This window comes from Klebsiella aerogenes KCTC 2190 (assembly GCF_000215745.1).
Classification (GTDB): domain Bacteria; phylum Pseudomonadota; class Gammaproteobacteria; order Enterobacterales; family Enterobacteriaceae; genus Klebsiella; species Klebsiella aerogenes.
The window spans coordinates 3,555,110-3,571,899 of the sequence record NC_015663.1 but is presented as its reverse complement, the minus strand read 5'-3'; the positions used below and the strand labels follow the sequence as shown (position 1 = coordinate 3,571,899).

General features: G+C 56.1%; 13 protein-coding genes. 5 read left to right on the top strand and 8 right to left on the bottom strand.

The window, feature by feature from the left end:
* Positions 1–78 precede the first annotated feature (78 nt).
* Together EAE_RS16820 and pepT are read right to left on the bottom strand one after the other, a co-directional pair.
* A complete protein-coding gene (locus EAE_RS16820) occupies positions 79–570 on the bottom strand; it encodes an REP-associated tyrosine transposase (RefSeq protein WP_015705062.1) in 492 nt (163 codons plus the stop codon).
* An 89-nt stretch (positions 571–659) separates the two neighbouring features.
* Positions 660–1,883, bottom strand: a complete 1,224-nt coding sequence (gene pepT / locus EAE_RS16815; RefSeq protein WP_015705061.1) for a peptidase T — start codon at positions 1,881–1,883, stop codon at positions 660–662.
* 254 nt (positions 1,884–2,137) lie between these two features.
* Between pepT and potA the strand changes: the two genes are divergently transcribed.
* From potA to potD, 4 genes are read left to right on the top strand one after another with little or no spacing between them, the layout of a single operon-like run.
* Positions 2,138–3,274, top strand: a complete 1,137-nt coding sequence (gene potA, locus EAE_RS16810; RefSeq protein ID WP_015705060.1) for a spermidine/putrescine ABC transporter ATP-binding protein PotA — start codon at positions 2,138–2,140, stop codon at positions 3,272–3,274.
* A complete protein-coding gene (potB, locus tag EAE_RS16805) occupies positions 3,258–4,115 on the top strand; it encodes a spermidine/putrescine ABC transporter permease PotB (RefSeq protein ID WP_015705059.1) in 858 nt (285 codons plus the stop codon). Before potA ends, potB begins: the two co-directional genes overlap by 17 nt.
* Entirely contained in the window at positions 4,112–4,897 is a 786-nt protein-coding gene (gene potC, locus EAE_RS16800) for a spermidine/putrescine ABC transporter permease PotC (RefSeq protein ID WP_012968557.1), read from the top strand. Before potB ends, potC begins: the two co-directional genes overlap by 4 nt.
* Entirely contained in the window at positions 4,894–5,940 is a 1,047-nt protein-coding gene (potD, locus tag EAE_RS16795) for a spermidine/putrescine ABC transporter substrate-binding protein PotD (RefSeq protein ID WP_015705058.1), read from the top strand. Before potC ends, potD begins: the two co-directional genes overlap by 4 nt.
* A gap of 79 nt (positions 5,941–6,019) precedes the next feature.
* Here the strand turns inward: potD and EAE_RS16790 are convergent, their stop codons facing one another.
* The 6 genes from EAE_RS16790 to lolC all read right to left on the bottom strand — a co-directional run bounded on the left by EAE_RS16790 (position 6,020) and on the right by lolC (position 12,851).
* Positions 6,020–7,624, bottom strand: coding sequence for a long-chain fatty acid--CoA ligase (locus tag EAE_RS16790; RefSeq protein ID WP_015705057.1), 1,605 nt, complete (start codon positions 7,622–7,624; stop codon positions 6,020–6,022).
* Positions 7,625–7,857: 233 nt separating this feature from the next.
* Positions 7,858–8,682, bottom strand: a complete 825-nt coding sequence (cobB, locus tag EAE_RS16785) for a Sir2 family NAD+-dependent deacetylase (protein ID WP_015705056.1) — start codon at positions 8,680–8,682, stop codon at positions 7,858–7,860.
* A 14-nt stretch (positions 8,683–8,696) separates the two neighbouring features.
* Positions 8,697–9,608 (bottom strand): N-acetylglucosamine kinase, encoded by a 912-nt coding sequence (gene nagK, locus EAE_RS16780; RefSeq protein ID WP_015705055.1) that lies wholly within the window; start codon positions 9,606–9,608, stop codon positions 8,697–8,699.
* A gap of 105 nt (positions 9,609–9,713) precedes the next feature.
* Positions 9,714–10,958, bottom strand: coding sequence for a lipoprotein-releasing ABC transporter permease subunit LolE (gene lolE / locus EAE_RS16775; protein WP_015705054.1), 1,245 nt, complete (start codon positions 10,956–10,958; stop codon positions 9,714–9,716).
* The gene (gene lolD / locus EAE_RS16770) at positions 10,958–11,659 is read right to left on the bottom strand and encodes a lipoprotein-releasing ABC transporter ATP-binding protein LolD (protein ID WP_015367168.1); all 702 of its coding nucleotides are present in this window, start codon (positions 11,657–11,659) and stop codon (positions 10,958–10,960) included. Before lolD ends, lolE begins: the two co-directional genes overlap by 1 nt.
* Positions 11,652–12,851, bottom strand: coding sequence for a lipoprotein-releasing ABC transporter permease subunit LolC (lolC, locus tag EAE_RS16765; RefSeq protein WP_015705053.1), 1,200 nt, complete (start codon positions 12,849–12,851; stop codon positions 11,652–11,654). Before lolC ends, lolD begins: the two co-directional genes overlap by 8 nt.
* A 338-nt stretch (positions 12,852–13,189) precedes the next feature.
* Between lolC and mfd the strand changes: the two genes are divergently transcribed.
* Positions 13,190–16,636 carry a transcription-repair coupling factor gene (mfd, locus tag EAE_RS16760; RefSeq protein ID WP_015705052.1) on the top strand — a complete coding sequence of 1,149 codons (3,447 nt, stop codon included), beginning with the start codon at positions 13,190–13,192 and terminating at the stop codon, positions 16,634–16,636.
* The last annotated feature ends 154 nt before the right edge of the window (positions 16,637–16,790 follow it).

Genomic DNA, 16,790 nt, shown 5'->3' with positions numbered 1-16,790 from the left:
CGGTGGCGCTACGATTACTGGGCCGACAAATGGCATCGGTACCGTAGGCCGGATAAGGCGTAGCCGCCATCCGGCATATTACCGCCGCTCTCCGGCATCTATTTCGACCGTATCCCCAGCCCAATCTTCAGGATATAACCCTTTCCTCACATCGCGGTGGAACGTTGAATATGGCCAATCCCTCACGCATCCAACAAGCCGATATTTCACTGGATTGATATAAACGTAATCCATATGGCGCCGATAATCTTCATCATTACGGATGGCATGTTCCCAAAAACGCGGCTGCCAGATCTGGTTTTGCGCTAACGCACGCGTAAAAGACTTTTTAATTTCCCGCCAACGACCAGAATAATCGGAATCGCCTTCCGGCAACGTCCAGATACAGTGCATATGTTCAGGTAACACAACCCAACTGTTAATCTGGAAAGGTCTTTTACGTTTAGCACAGGCTATCGCGGCACGAAGATGATCAATATGTCGTGTCAGCAGATCGCTGTGCCGATTTTGCAGGTTTACGGTGAAGAACCAGCAGCCGCCGGGGATATAACTACGGCGATAATTTGACATCAGAGGTTCCCTCCTCTTCAGCTTATATGGACTCTTTTTGCCCGGTGGCGGCTCACGCCTTACCGGGCCTGCAGGACCGGGATCTGGGTTTAACGTTTTGCCGCCAGCTCCGCAATCCGCACAATCACCTGCACGGCTTTCTCCATGCCCTCCAGAGTGACAAACTCGTGCTTACCGTGATAGTTGTAGCCGCCGGTAAATAGGTTCGGGCACGGTAAGCCCATGAAAGAGAGCTGGGCGCCGTCCGTACCGCCACGGATTGGCTTTATCTGCGGCTCGATATCGCAGTCCACCATCGCCTGACGCGCGATGTCCACTACATGCGGATGGGCAATCACCTTCTCATGCATGTTGTAATAACTATCTTCGATCACCAGTTCGATGTAGCAATCCGGATGCAGCCCTTTACCGACCTTTTTGGCGATCTCCATCATTTTGCGTTTGCGCGCTTCAAACTGCTTGCGATCGAAATCGCGCAAAATGTAGTGCATCTCCGCCCGGTCGACGCTGCCCTTGATGCTGGTCAGGTGATAAAAACCCTCATAACCGTCGGTGGTTTCCGGGGCCTCACTGGCCGGCACTTCGGCGTGAATACGCGCCGCCAGCGATAAAGCGTTAACCATCACCCCTTTCGCCGTGCCGGGATGCACATTATTGCCAACAATTTTGATGGTCACCGAGGCGGCATTGAAATTTTCAAACTCCAGTTCGCCGACCCCGCCGCCATCCACGGTGTACGCCCAGCGGGCATCAAACGCGGCGACGTCAAAGTGCTTCGCGCCTTTGCCGACTTCTTCATCCGGCGTAAAGGCGACGCGAATATCGCCGTGAGGGATCTTTTTCGCCTGCAGCGTCGCCAGCGCCGTCATGATCTCTGCGATGCCCGCTTTATCGTCGGCGCCGAGCAGCGTTTTACCATCGGTGGTAATCAGGGTCTGGCCTAACAGCTGATGCAGGACCGGGAACATCACCGGCGACAACACTTCATCGCCGATGCCGAGGGCGATATCGCCGCCGCGGTAGTTTTCGACAATTTGCGGATTCACGTTCTTGCCGCTGAAATCCGGCGAGGTATCAACGTGGGAAATAAAACCGATGGCCGGGATTTCGCCTGCGACGTTGGCCGGCAGCGTCCCCATCACCGTGCCCTTTTCACTTAGCGTCACGTTGACCAGCCCCATCTCTTCCAACTGGCTCTGCAGCAAACGCAGCAGCTTCCACTGCCCTTCGGTACTGGGAACCTGACGCACGCCAGGCTTCGATTGCGTATCTAAAGAAACATACTGCAGAAAACGCTCAAGCAATTTATCCATGTGGCCACCCTCTTTTTTTGTGACAACATTATCAATAAGGGCGAAAAGACAAATATTGCGTCAGGTCATTTTTAGCCCGTAAACCAAAATTTAATACATTTACATGCATTATGTGTAAAGGTGGTACACCGCGGTACAACAATGATTGGCGATTACAATCGTTTGCCGTAAAATGCTGGCCCTTATTAATTATGTGCAACCCCAAAGGTGGTTAATCACAAACCCCGCAGCGATCCCTTTTCCGTTGCGTCTACATGGGACAGAGTCAAAAATTGAATATACAACCGCGTTCGCTTTCTCCGCTGGTACAACTGGCGGGAATTCGCAAAAGCTTTGATGGTAAGACCGTTATCTCCGATCTCAACTTAACCATCAATAATGGTGAATTTCTCACCCTGCTTGGCCCCTCTGGCTGCGGTAAAACAACCGTTCTTCGTCTAATCGCTGGTCTGGAAAGCGTCGATGTCGGACGTATCCACCTTGAAGACCAGGATATCACCCATGTTCCGGCGGAAAACCGCCACGTCAATACCGTATTCCAAAGCTATGCGCTTTTCCCGCACATGACCGTGTTTGAAAACGTCGCCTTCGGCCTGCGGATGCAGAAAACCCCGGCGGCAGAAATCACCCCGCGGGTGATGGACGCTTTGAAAATGGTACAGCTGGAGGCGTTTGCCCAGCGTAAGCCCCACCAACTCTCCGGCGGCCAGCAGCAGCGTGTCGCCATCGCCCGGGCGGTGGTCAACAAACCGCGTCTGCTGTTGCTTGATGAATCCCTCTCGGCGCTCGACTACAAGCTGCGTAAGCAGATGCAGAACGAACTCAAAGCGCTACAGCGCAAGCTCGGCATCACTTTTGTTTTCGTCACCCATGACCAGGAAGAAGCCCTGACGATGTCCGACCGCATTGTGGTGATGCGCGATGGCAAAATCGAGCAGGACGGCACTCCGCGTGAAATCTACGAAGAGCCGAAGAATCTGTTCGTCGCCAGTTTTATTGGCGAAATCAACATCTTCAACGCGACCGTCATTGAACGTCTGGATGAACAGCGCGTACGCGCCTGCGTCGAAGGCCGCGAGTGCAATATCTACGTCAATTTCGCCGTTGAAAAAGGGCAACAGCTGAACGTACTGCTGCGGCCAGAAGATCTCCGCGTGGATGAAATTCATCACGGCAGCGAAGCTGACGGCCTTATCGGCTACGTGCGCGAGCGCAACTACAAGGGGATGACCCTTGAGTCAGTTGTTGAGCTGGAAAACGGCAAGATGGTTATGGTCAGCGAATTCTTCAATGAAGACGATCCGGACTTTGACCACTCGCTCGACCAGAAAATGGCGATTAACTGGGTAGAAAGCTGGGAGGTTGTGCTGGCCGATGAAGAACACCAGTAAATTCCAGAATGTGGTGATCGCCACTATCGTGGGTTGGCTTGTGCTGTTCGTTTTTTTGCCCAACCTGATGATCATCGCCACCAGCTTCCTGACCCGCGACGATGCGAACTTCGTCAAAATGGTCTTCACGCTGGATAACTACTCGCGGCTGCTGGATCCGCTCTATTACGATGTGCTGCTGCACTCGTTGAATATGGCGCTGCTGGCGACCCTCGCCTGCCTGGCGTTGGGCTACCCGTTCGCGTGGTTCCTGGCGCGCTTGCCGCAAAAGGTACGCCCGCTGCTGCTGTTCCTGCTGATCGTCCCGTTCTGGACGAACTCGCTGATCCGTATCTATGGGCTGAAGATTTTCCTCAGCACCAAAGGCTATCTGAATGAGTTCCTGCTGTGGTTGGGGGTTATCGATACGCCGGTACGCATTATGTACACGCCATCGGCAGTGATTATCGGCCTGGTCTATATTTTGCTTCCGTTTATGGTGATGCCGCTCTACTCCAGCATTGAGAAACTGGATCGCCCGCTGCTGGAGGCGGCAAAAGATCTCGGCGCCAGCAAGCTGCAGACTTTTATCCGCATCATTATTCCACTGACCATGCCGGGAATTATCGCCGGCTGTCTGCTGGTGATGCTGCCGGCAATGGGACTCTTTTACGTCTCAGACCTGATGGGCGGCGCCAAAAACCTGCTGATCGGCAACGTTATCAAGAGTCAGTTCCTTAATATCCGCGACTGGCCGTTCGGCGCGGCGACCAGTATTACCTTAACGCTGGTGATGGGGCTGATGTTGTTGATTTACTGGCGCGCGGCGCGTCTGCTGAATAAAAAGGTGGAGCTGGAATGATCGGTCGGCTGCTGCGCGGCGGCTTTATGACCGCCATTTACGCGTATCTCTACATCCCTATTATTATTCTGATCGTTAACTCGTTTAACCGTTCACGCTTTGGTATTAACTGGCAAGGCTTCACCACCGACTGGTATAGCCTGCTGATGAATAACGATAGCCTGCTGCAGGCCGCCCAGCACTCGCTGACCATGGCGGTGCTGTCGGCAACCTTCGCCACGCTTATCGGCTCGCTCACCGCCGTGGCGCTGTATCGCTACCGTTTTCGCGGTAAGCCGTTCGTCAGCGGAATGCTATTCGTCGTGATGATGTCCCCGGATATCGTGATGGCTATCTCCCTGCTGGTGCTGTTTATGCTGATCGGTATTCAATTGGGTTTCTGGTCGCTGCTGTTTTCGCATATCACCTTCTGCCTGCCATTCGTGGTGGTGACAGTGTTCTCTCGCCTGAAAGGCTTTGATGTGCGCATGCTGGAAGCGGCGAAAGATCTCGGCGCCAGCGAGATGACCATTCTGCGCAAAATCATCCTGCCGCTGGCGCTGCCGGCGGTAGCGGCCGGGTGGCTGTTGAGCTTTACCCTGTCGATGGATGACGTGGTGGTCTCTTCGTTTGTCACCGGTCCGGGTTATGAAATCCTGCCGCTGAAGATCTACTCCATGGTGAAGGTCGGCGTTTCGCCAGAAGTGAACGCGCTGGCGACGATTCTGTTGGTTCTTTCGCTGGTGATGGTCATCGCCAGTCAGTTAATTGCACGTGATAAAACTCAGGGGACGTTAAAATGAAAAAATGGTCACGCCACCTGCTCGCCGCGGGCGCTCTGGCTTTGGGCATGGGCGCCGCGCAGGCGGACGATAGCAAAACGCTCTACTTCTATAACTGGACCGAATACGTGCCGCCAGGCCTGCTGGAACAGTTCACCAAAGAGACCGGCATCAAGGTGATCTATTCGACCTACGAGTCGAATGAAACCATGTACGCCAAGCTCAAAACCTATAAAGACGGCGCTTACGATCTGGTGGTGCCATCAACCTATTTCGTCGACAAAATGCGCAAAGAAGGCATGCTGCAAAAGATTGACAAGAGCAAGCTGAGTAACTTCAGCAACCTCGATCCGCAGATGCTGAACAAACCTTTTGACCCGAATAACGACTACTCGATTCCCTACATCTGGGGCGCGACGGCAATCGGCGTCAATAGCGATGCTATCGACCCGAAAACCGTGACCAGTTGGGCCGACCTGTGGAAACCGGAATATAAAAGCAGCCTGCTGCTGACCGACGACGCGCGCGAGGTGTTCCAGATGGCGCTGCGCAAACTGGGCTATTCCGGCAACACCACCGATCCAAAAGAGATTGAAGCGGCTTATAACGAGCTGAAAAAGCTGATGCCAAACGTCGCGGCGTTCAACTCCGATAACCCGGCAAACCCGTATATGGAAGGCGAAGTGAACCTTGGCATGGTCTGGAACGGTTCCGCTTATGTCGCGCGTCAGGCAGGTACCCCGCTGGAAGTGATTTGGCCAAAAGAAGGCGGCATTTTCTGGATGGATAGCCTGTCGATTCCGGCGAATGCCAAAAACGTTGACGGCGCGCTGAAGTTGATTAACTTCCTGCTGCGCCCTGATGTCGCGAAACAGGTAGCCGAAACTATCGGCTATCCGACGCCAAACCTGGCCGCGCGCAAAATGCTCAGCTCGGAAGTCGCCAACGATAAATCGCTGTATCCGGAAGCCGCCACTATCGAAAAAGGCGAATGGCAAAATGACGTCGGCAGCGCCAGCGCCATTTATGAAGAGTATTACCAGAAACTGAAAGCCGGGCGCTAACCCCGTAAGGCGGAACCCTGGTTCCGCCTTTTTCCCCTGCCCGCCCGATGCTGTAGATAATGCACAAACTCAGCAGTGGTCATCTTTCCTCGCGCATTAAAATCTGGCCGTACTCGTCACGAAGGCGATTCTTCTGCACCTTACCGGTGGCGCTAACCGGCAACGCATCGATAAAAATTATGCGGTCGGGGATCTGCCATTTCGGCACCCGCTCCTGATACCAGGCCAGCAGATCGGCCTCTTCGACTTCGCCCCCGTCAGCGCGGACGCATAGCAACACCGGGCGTTCATCCCAACGCGGATGACGTGCGGCAATCGCTGCGGCGCTGCGCACCGCTGGATGGGCGATGGCGATATTCTCCAGCTCGACGGTCGAGATCCACTCCCCACCAGATTTAATAATATCTTTCGCCCGATCGTGGATAACCAGATAGCCGTTAACGTCGAGGGTGCCGATATCGCCGGTATCAAACCAGCCATCAGCGGTCAGCGCACTCTCATCGCGACCAAAATAGTGATCGACCACCCAGTGGCCGCGAACCTGCAAATATCCCTGACTTTTGCCATCACAGGGCAGCGGTTTCCCGTCGATATCCACCACCCGTAGATCGATGCCGAAAATCGGCCGTCCCTGCCCATCACTCTGCTGACGCTGCTGCTCCGCCGGGAGTGCGGCGTGCTTACTGAGCAGCGTATTGATCGTGCCGATGGGCGACGTTTCCGTCATCCCCCAGGCATGGATCAGCTCAATATCATAATCGCGCTTAAACGCTTCTCTCATCGATGGCGGTAACGCCGAGCCACCGACGAAGGAGCGCTTGAAAAAAGGCAGGCGAAGATCCGATTTACGCAGCGCCGCCAGCAGTCCGGCCCAAATCACCGGCACGCCAAAAGCCACGCTGACCTTCTCGGCGCTCAGCAGACGCAGCAGGCTATCGCCATCCAGGTGCGGCCCCATCGCGGCAATAAACGGCGTTCCCCAGGCGTTGACGTGGAACATCGGCACTACCGGCAACAGCGAATCTTGCGCTGAAATGCCTGCACCGTCCGGCTGGTTGCCGCTTAGCGCATGCAGCACCAGCGAGCGATGGGTATTCAGTACGCCTTTCGGCCTGCCGGTGGTCCCTGAGGTATAACAAAGCGAAGCAGGCGTCAGCTCATTCAACCCAGGCCAGCAATAGTCGGCATCCCCCTGCTGTAACAGCTGGTCAAAAAAGCGTAATGACGGCAGCAAATCCTGCGCGTCTTCACTATGCGGCTCCATCAATACAATATGTTTAACCGTCGGTAGTTGTGGCTGCAGTTGCCGTATTAATGGCAGGAAAGTCTGGTCAATAAACAGCACCTCATCGGCGGCATCATTGATGATATACAACAGATGTTCGACCGACAGCCGCGGATTGATCGTGTGCGTCACCCAACCGCCAGACGCGACGGCGAAATAGATTTCGAGATGACGACGGTTATTCCACGCTAACGTACCGCAGCGGGCGCCAGCGGGCAGGCCCAACGTCGCCAGCGCCGAGGCCAGTCGTCGGGCATTGCGGGCCACTTCTCCCCAACTGCTACGTTCTATTTCTCCGGCAGTACTCACCGAGACGATTTCCGTCTCGCGATGATACTGCGCCGCGTGTTCGAGTAGCGCTGAGGTCGTTAAGTGCTGATAAATCATCGGCGAAGGCATCACTGAAGCTCCTGGACAGGCTGAGGATATAGCTGCTGGGATTATCGGAGTTAAAGCTGGTGCCTTTAAATCTGGTTCAGATTCGTCGCTGCGCGCAAAAAAACGTACGGAAATCAGCGCTAACGCACAAAAATTTGAGTTACCGGGGAACGATTGAGGGATTACGCAAGAGTAAAACCGCGGGCAATGAACCAGAAAGCCGCGCCCGTAGTAAAAGGCGCGGCGTATGACCACTAAAGCCCTTTCAGCAGCTTATCAATGAACTCGGGCACCACTTCGCTTGCCAGCCCGTAATGTTTCTCAGCGAATTCGCTGCCGACCTGGCTGGGTTCAAGGTTTAGCTCGACGGTATGCGCGCCGTGCAGACGGGCTTCATGGACGAAACCCGCCGCCGGATAAACGTGACCAGAGGTTCCGATAGCAATAAAGATATCGGCCTCGGCCAACCCGCTGTAGATCTCATCCATCCCCAGCGGCATCTCGCCAAACCATACCACGTGCGGGCGCAGCGCCGCCGGGAACTGGCAGCAGTGGCATTTGTCATCCACCGTCACGTCGCCGGTCCATTCCAGCACCTGCCCGCTCCACGAACAGCGTACTTTCAGCAACTCGCCATGCATATGGATAACCCGGCGGTTACCCGCGCGCTCGTGCAGATTATCGATGTTCTGCGTCACCAGCAGAAAACGATCGCCAAGCGCCTCTTCCAGCTTCGCCAGCGCCAGATGCGCGGCATTAGGAGCGATTTCTGCGCTCTGCAACTGGCGGCGGCGGGCGTTATAAAACGCCTGCACCAACGCCGGATCGCGGGCAAAACCTTCCGGTGTCGCCACGTCCTCCACCCGGTGTTCTTCCCACAGGCCGTCGGCGGCGCGGAAGGTTTTAATCCCCGACTCTGCCGAAATACCGGCGCCGGTTAACACCACCACCCGCGGTTTATCTATTGCCTGCGGCGGCATTTTGTCTTCGCCGAAGAAGACACGTTGCCGTAAGCGATCGCGTAACTGGCGTTTTTTACGGCGGAAACGGCTTAAGCGATGTAAGCGGCGCGACAGCATAGCTACCCCTGTAATTAATGAGTCAAATGAAGGAAGGCCGCACCGCGCATACCTCCGGCGTCGCCATGACGCGCGCGCTCAATGCGCGGCACCCGGGCGACCGGAAGCAAATGACGCGGCAGGCGCTGCGCCAGCCCTTCGGTTATAGCAGTAAAATTAGATAATCCGCCACCCAACACCAGCAGATCCGGATCGACAATGGTGAGGATATTGCCCAGACAAACGGCCAGTAGATCGAGATAACGCTCGACGTGCTCCCGCGCCTGCGCATCACCCTGCAGCCACAGATCGACGATCCGCGGCGAAGTTAAGGATTGGTGATAAAAATGCTGATACAGCCAGGCGAATCCGCGGCCGGAAAGATAGTTCTCGATGCAGCCGAGCTGACCACAGCCGCAACGGGTCAGCGGAAAATCGCGCCCCACCACTTCCAGGGCGTCTACCGGTAGACGAATATGGCCGAACTCGCCGGTGATGTAGCTGTGGCCGGTTATCGATTTACCGTTAAGCACGATCCCGCCGCCCACGCCGGTGCCGAGGATTAATCCCATCACCAGCGGATATTGGGTAAATTCATCATCCCACGCTTCAGATAACGCAAAACAGTTGGCGTCATTATCAAGACGCACTTCACGCCCCAGGCGCGCGCTGAGATCAACGCGCAGCGGTTGGCCGCTGGCGGCGGGTACGTTGGCGGCATACAGCTTGCCCTCCGCGGTTTCCGGCATGCCGGGGATACCGATACCGACCGCGCCCTCCACGCCAAAGCGCCGATCGGCTTCGCGAACCAGCGCTTCAATCGCCTGCAGGAAAGCCTCATAGCTTTCCGTTGGAGTGGGGACGCGTTTTTCCCACTGCAGTTGCCGGGCGTTATCAAATACGCCCAATGCTATCTTGCTGCCGCCAATGTCAAATCCGTAGTACATTTCAGCCATTCCTCTTATTGGCCCCAACCCCTCATCCTTTGGGCTGTATCTGCTTTCACAGCACTGGCCTAAGGGATGCGGCGTTTGACGGGCCACGACGATAAATTACTGGCCACTCAGCACCCTCGCCGGGTCAATACGACTGGCGCGGCGGGCGGGATACCAGCTGGCCAGCAAACTCAGCAACAGTGCTGTCACCAGCACATAAACGACATCCAGCCAGTGCAATTCAGACGGCAGGAAGTCAATAAAATAGATGTCGCCGGAAAGGAATTTATGCCCGATCAACGCTTCGATACCGTTGATAATCGATGTCAGCTTCAGCGCGGCTATCACGCCGATCACTACCCCGATCAGGCTCCCGACCGAACCGGCCAATAAACCATACCATACGAAAATCGCGCGGATTAAGCCGTCTTTCGCGCCAAGCGTGCGCAGCACCGCAATATCGCCGCTTTTATCTTTCACCGCCATCACCAGCGTCGAGACAATGTTGAAACAGGCGACGCCGATAACCAGTACCATGGCGAGATACATAATGGCGCGGATCATCTGAATATCACGGTACATATAGCCATAAGTGCCGATCCAGCTCTTGATATAGACGTAGCTGTTGGTCACTTCGCCGGCGTCGCGTACCAGCGTATTCGCGTGAAAAACGTCGGTGACTTTAATGGCGATGCCGGTCACGCTGCTGCCCATATCCAGATACTGCTGGGCGTCCGCCATTGGGATCATCGCGAAGCTATGGTCCAGTTGGCCGCTCAGTTGCAGAATCCCGGTCACGTGTAGCCTGACGCGTTTCGGCTGCAACAGCTGGTGCTCGGAATCTGAATTGGGGATCATGATCGACACCCAATCGCCCTGCTTCACGTGCAGCGCATCGGCGACGCCTTTACCCAGAATTACCTGTTGCTCGCCGGCCTTAAAGTTGGCCCATGCGTTGTTCTGCACAAAGTTTGGTAGCGAACTCAGGCGGCTCTCCTGCTGCGGATCGACGCCCTTGACCTGAATAGCGCGCATATGGCTGCCGCTCTCCACCAACCCGGTAAAGTTGATATAAGGCGCAGCGGCGACGATGCCTTTCACTTTTTCAACTTTCGTCAGCGCTTCGTTCCAGTTATTCCACGGCTGGTTAACCGGCTCGATTTCGCCGTGCGGCACCACCGCCAGAATGCGGTTGTTGAGCTCGCGCTCGAAACCGTTCATCGCGCTCAGGCCGACGATCAGTACCGCCACCCCTAATGCGATGCCGATAGTAGAGATGACGGAAATCAGCGAGACCATACCGCCGCGGCGTCTGCCGCGGCTAAAACGCAGCGCAATCAGTAACGATAACGGTGAAGCCATTACTGGGCCCCCATCAGGGTCAGGTCAGCCGTCAGGCGGCCATCGCGCATCTCCAACTGGCGGTTCATGCGTTTCGCCAGCTGCAGGTCATGGGTCACCACCAGGAAAGCGGTACGCTGCGCCACGTTGAGCTCGCCCAGCAGCTCAAAAATACTGTCGGCATTGCGGGCGTCGAGGTTGCCGGTCGGTTCATCCGCCAGTACCAGCCGCGGTTTGTTCACCAGCGCGCGAGCAATCGCCACGCGCTGGCGCTCGCCGCCGGAAAGCTCCGACGGACGATGATGGCTACGGTGTTCCAGGCCGACCGCCTGCAGCATCGCTTTCGCCTGGCGTTCGATATCCGCCGCTTTTTTCTTGCCAATCAGCAGCGGCATCGCCACGTTTTCCAACGCGGTAAAATCCGGCAGCAGATGGTGGAACTGATAGATAAACCCGAGTTCGCGGTTACGCAGATCGGCGCGAGCCGCGGCGGAGAGCGAGCTCATCGGCTGACCGGAGAAAATAACATCGCCGGAGGTCGGCGTATCCAGCCCGCCAAGCAGGTGCAGTAGCGTGCTTTTGCCGGAGCCTGAAGAGCCGACAATCGCCATCATTTCACCCTCTTGAATGCTGAAGCTGACATCGTGCAGCACATCGGTTTGCACGTTGCCTTCCTGATAGCGTTTGCACAGGTTGTCGCATTGCAGCAGGATCTTATTCATAACGTAAAGCCTCAGCGGGTTGGGTGGCGGCGGCGCGCCAGGAAGGATACAACGTAGACAGCAGGGCCAGCGCCATCGCCACCAGAGCGATAATAATCACCTGCAGCGGCTCAATCGCCACCGGCAGGGCCGCGCCGTCCAAAAACGCGCCGATAATCGGCATTAAATTATTCAGCTGGCTGGCCAACAGCACGCCGAGCAGCGCGCCAAGCAGCGCGCCCACTATCCCGGCGCTGGCGCCCTGTACCATAAAGACGGCCATGATCTGCCGCGGCGTCAGCCCCTGGGTCTGCAGAATAGCCACCTCGCCCTGCTTCTCCATCACCATCATGCCAAGCGAGGTAATAATGTTAAAAGCGGCAACGGCGACGATCAGGCTCAGCAGCAGCCCCATCATATTTTTTTCCATCCGCACGGCCTGGAACAGCTCGCCTTTACGCTCACGCCAGTCCTGCCATTTGGTGCCATCAGGCAGCTTCTGTTGACTGAGCGTATCAACCTGCAGCGGTTGGCTGAGCCACAGTCGCCAGCCGGTAATATTGCCCAGTGGATAGCGCATCAGGCGGGAGGCGTCATCAATGTTGGTCAGCATTTGATAGCCATCGACTTCGCTGTTGGCGGCAAAGGTGCCGATGACGTTAAACAGACGCTGGCTCGGGACACGGCCCATCGGGGTAAACTGGCTGGCGGAAGGCACCATCACGCGAATTTGATCGCCGCGGTTAACCCCCAACTGACCCGCCAACTGTTCGCCGAGAATGACGTTATATTTGCCGGCCTGCAAATCGCTTTGTTTCACGTTCACCAGGTAAGGCGTCAGCGGATCTTTTTGCGCCGGGTCGATACCCAGCATCACGCCGACGGCGACGCTGCGGGCGCTTTGCAGCACCACATCACCGGTGGTGATCGGCGCGACGCGCGTCACGCCCTGCAGCTTAACGGCGCTTTCCGGCATTTTTTGCGGGTTGATAGAGCCCTGTTGGGCGCTAATGATAGCCTGCGGCATCAGCCCCAGGATGTTGTTTTGCAGCTCGCGCTCAAAACCGTTCATCACCGACAGGACGGTCACCAGCGCCATCACGCCAAGCGTAATGCCGATGGTCGAAAGCCAGGAAACGAAACGGCCGAAGCGGTCGGCTGCGCGCCCGCGCATGTAGCGAAGGCCGATAAATAGTGCGGCAGGTTGGTACATGTAATCCATCTGGTTGCTGATAGCCGATGTTCGAGTATATATGGCATAGCCCAACGCGTAAATCGCTGATACGGTAGATTTTTTCGCCAAAATAACAAAATAATAGTTTTAAATCAGAAAGTTAATTTAGAGTGTATATATTTATCAATCGCCACACGCTGTAGAAAACATGGCGCAGAAGGCCATTCGGGTTGGCGAAATCAGACCAATTGCGGATAATCAGAGACATTGAATATCAGCAATTTGCCCCTACATCGAAGAGCGAGTTGGCCGACTGCGGCCAAACAGTACACACAATCGCCTGATGGGATAGGCGCTAAGGGATCCTGACAACCGTTATGCCTGAACAATATCGCTATACTCTGCCGGTCAAAGCCGGCGATCAGCGCCAGCTTGGCGAACTCACCGGCGCCGCCTGCGCCACGCTGGTAGCCGAAATGGCCGAACGCCATCATGGCCCGGTGGTGCTGGTGGCGCCTGACATGCAAAACGCCCTGCGTTTGAATGATGAAATCAGGCAATTTACCGATAGCATGGTGATCGGCCTCGCTGACTGGGAAACCCTGCCCTACGATAGCTTTTCGCCACATCAGGATATTATCTCTTCGCGCCTTGCGACTTTATACCAGTTGCCGACCATGCAGCGCGGCGTGCTTATCGTTCCGGTCAGCACTCTGATGCAGAAGGTCTGCCCGCATAATTATCTGCACGGTCACGCGCTGGTAATGAAAAAAGGGCAACGTCTGTCGCGCGATGCGCTACGCACGCAGTTGGACAGCGCCGGTTACCGCCATGTCGATCAGGTAATGGAACACGGCGAATACGCGACCCGCGGCGCCCTGCTCGACCTCTTCCCGATGGGCAGCGAGCAGCCCTATCGCCTCGATTTCTTCGATGACGAAATAGACAGCCTGCGGTTATTCGATGTTGATAGCCAGCGTACTCTGGAAGAAGTCGAGGCCATCAATTTGCTGCCGGCGCATGAGTTCCCAACCGACCAGGCGGCGATCGAACTGTTCCGCAGCCAGTGGCGCGATCGCTTTGACGTGAAGCGCGATCCGGAACATATCTACCAGCAGGTAAGCAAAGGTACCCTGCCCGCCGGGATCGAATACTGGCAACCGCTGTTCTTCAACGAGCCGCTGCCGCCGCTGTTTAGCTATTTCCCCTCCAGTACGCTGATTGTGAATACCGGCGATCTGGAGCACAGCGCCGAGCGTTTCCAGAATGAAACCCGCGCCCGCTTTGAAAACCGCGGCGTCGATCCGATGCGCCCGCTGCTACCGCCGGAACAACTGTGGCTGCGCAGCGACGAACTTTTTAGCGAGCTGAAAAAATGGCCGCGGGTCCAGTTAAAAACCGAGCGTCTGGCGGAGAAAGCCGCTCATACTAATCTCGGCTATCAACCCCTGCCCGAGTTGGCGATTCAGGCGCAGAATAAAGCGCCGCTGGACAACCTGCGACGCTTCCTTGAATCCTTCAGCGGCCCGGTGATTTTCTCCGTTGAAAGCGAAGGCCGCCGCGAGGCGCTGGGCGAAATGCTGGCGCGCATCAAAGTTGCGCCAAAACATATATTGCGCCTGCAGGAAGCCAGCGGAAATGGTCGTTTCCTGATGATCGGCGCCGCCGAGCACGGATTTATCGACAGCCAGGCTAATCTGGCGCTGATTTGCGAAAGCGATCTGCTGGGCGAACGCGTCGCCCGCCGCCGTCAGGATTCCCGCCGTACCATCAACCCCGATACGCTCATTCGCAACCTGGCGGAACTGCATATCGGACAGCCGGTGGTGCACCTTGAACATGGGGTGGGTCGTTATGCGGGGATGACCACCCTCGAAGCCGGGGGCATCAAAGGCGAATATCTGATGCTGACCTACGCCAACGACGCCAAACTGTACGTCCCGGTATCGTCACTGCATTTGATTAGCCGCTACGCCGGCGGGGCGGAAGAAAATGCGCCGCTACACAAACTGGGCGGCGATGCCTGGGCGCGGGCAAGGCAAAAAGCGGCGGAGAAAGTGCGCGACGTCGCCGCCGAACTGCTGGATATCTACGCCCAGCGCGCGGCCAAAGAAGGCTTCGCCTTTAAGCATGACCGCGAGCAGTATCAATTATTCTGCGACGGTTTCCCGTTCGAAACCACACCAGATCAGGCGCAGGCAATCAACGCCGTTCTCAGCGATATGTGCCAGCCGCTGGCAATGGACCGCCTGGTGTGCGGCGACGTTGGCTTCGGGAAAACCGAAGTGGCGATGCGCGCCGCCTTCCTCGCCGTCGAAAACCACAAACAGGTGGCCGTGCTGGTGCCGACCACCCTGCTCGCCCAGCAGCACTACGATAACTTCCGCGACCGCTTCGCCAACTGGCCGGTACGCATTGAGATGCTATCGCGTTTCCGCAGCGCCAAAGAGCAGGCGCAGATCCTCGAACAGGCGGCAGAAGGTAAAATCGATATTCTGATCGGCACCCATAAGCTGCTGCAAAATGAAGTCAAGCTGCGCGACCTGGGTCTGCTTATCGTCGATGAAGAACACCGCTTCGGGGTGCGTCATAAAGAACGCATCAAGGCGATGCGCGCGGACGTCGATATCCTGACGCTGACCGCCACGCCTATTCCGCGTACGCTTAATATGGCGATGAGCGGAATGCGCGATCTGTCCATTATCGCCACCCCGCCAGCTCGCCGTCTGGCGGTAAAAACCTTTGTCCGCGAATATGACGCGCTGGTGGTTCGCGAGGCGATCCTGCGTGAAGTCCTGCGCGGCGGTCAGGTTTACTATCTGTATAACGATGTTGAAAATATTCAGAAAGCGGCGGATCGTCTGGCGGAACTGGTGCCGGAGGCGCGAATTGCCATCGGTCACGGCCAGATGCGCGAACGCGAACTGGAACGGGTGATGAATGATTTCCATCACCAGCGTTTTAACGTGCTGGTCTGTACGACAATTATTGAAACCGGCATCGATATCCCGACCGCCAATACCATCATCATTGAGCGCGCCGATCACTTCGGCCTTGCCCAGCTGCACCAGCTGCGTGGCCGCGTGGGTCGTTCGCACCATCAGGCCTACGCCTGGCTACTCACCCCACATCCGAAAGCGATGACTACCGACGCGCAGAAACGCCTGGAAGCTATCGCTTCGCTGGAAGACCTCGGCGCCGGCTTTGCCCTTGCGACCCACGATCTTGAAATTCGCGGCGCCGGCGAACTGCTGGGAGAAGGCCAGAGCGGACAGATGGAAACCATCGGCTTCTCGCTGTATATGGAACTGCTGGAGAACGCCGTCGATGCCCTGAAAGAGGGTCGCGAGCCGTCGCTGGAAGATCTCACCAGCCAGCAGACGGAAGTGGAGCTGCGCATGCCGGCGCTGCTGCCGGATGACTTTATTCCCGACGTGAACACCCGTCTGTCGTTCTATAAGCGTATCGCCAGCACCAAAAACGAACACGATCTCGATGAGATCAAAGTCGAGCTGATCGATCGCTTTGGCACATTGCCGGATGCGGCGCGTAATTTGCTGGATATCACGCGCCTACGCCAGCAGGCGCAAAAGCTGGGGATCCGTAAGCTGGAGTGCAATGAAAAAGGCGGCGTGATCGAGTTTAACGAGAAAAATAATGTGAACCCGGTCTGGCTTATCGGTCTGCTGCAGAAGCAGCCGCAGCATTACCGGCTGGATGGGCCAACTCGTCTTAAATTTTTCCAGGAGCTGGATGAGCGTAAAACACGTATGGACTGGGTACGCCAGTTTATGCGTCAACTGGAAGAAAACGCCACCGCTTGATAAAAAATGAGATGCGGTTGTCAGAACCGCATCTCTTTACCTGTCACAGTTAGCAAACTTTACAAACATTTTGCAATCCACCTGGATTTCCCAACACTCTCCCGCGCCATAATTGACATTGATTATCTTATAAAAATAACCATTTATTTATTGT

Bases quoted from the DNA above. Each gene is read 5' to 3' on its own strand.
- EAE_RS16820 (WP_015705062.1), bottom strand. From the start codon at position 570: ATGTCAAATTATCGCCGTAGTTATATCCCCGGCGGCTGCTGGTTCTTC.
- pepT (WP_015705061.1), bottom strand. From the start codon at position 1,883: ATGGATAAATTGCTTGAGCGTTTTCTGCAGTATGTTTCTTTAGATACG.
- potA (WP_015705060.1), top strand. From the start codon at position 2,138: ATGGGACAGAGTCAAAAATTGAATATACAACCGCGTTCGCTTTCTCCG.
- potB (WP_015705059.1), top strand. From the start codon at position 3,258: ATGAAGAACACCAGTAAATTCCAGAATGTGGTGATCGCCACTATCGTG.
- potC (WP_012968557.1), top strand. From the start codon at position 4,112: ATGATCGGTCGGCTGCTGCGCGGCGGCTTTATGACCGCCATTTACGCG.
- potD (WP_015705058.1), top strand. From the start codon at position 4,894: ATGAAAAAATGGTCACGCCACCTGCTCGCCGCGGGCGCTCTGGCTTTG.
- EAE_RS16790 (WP_015705057.1), bottom strand. From the start codon at position 7,624: ATGCCTTCGCCGATGATTTATCAGCACTTAACGACCTCAGCGCTACTC.
- cobB (WP_015705056.1), bottom strand. From the start codon at position 8,682: ATGCTGTCGCGCCGCTTACATCGCTTAAGCCGTTTCCGCCGTAAAAAA.
- nagK (WP_015705055.1), bottom strand. From the start codon at position 9,608: ATGTACTACGGATTTGACATTGGCGGCAGCAAGATAGCATTGGGCGTA.
- lolE (WP_015705054.1), bottom strand. From the start codon at position 10,958: ATGGCTTCACCGTTATCGTTACTGATTGCGCTGCGTTTTAGCCGCGGC.
- lolD (WP_015367168.1), bottom strand. From the start codon at position 11,659: ATGAATAAGATCCTGCTGCAATGCGACAACCTGTGCAAACGCTATCAG.
- lolC (WP_015705053.1), bottom strand. From the start codon at position 12,851: ATGTACCAACCTGCCGCACTATTTATCGGCCTTCGCTACATGCGCGGG.
- mfd (WP_015705052.1), top strand. From the start codon at position 13,190: ATGCCTGAACAATATCGCTATACTCTGCCGGTCAAAGCCGGCGATCAG.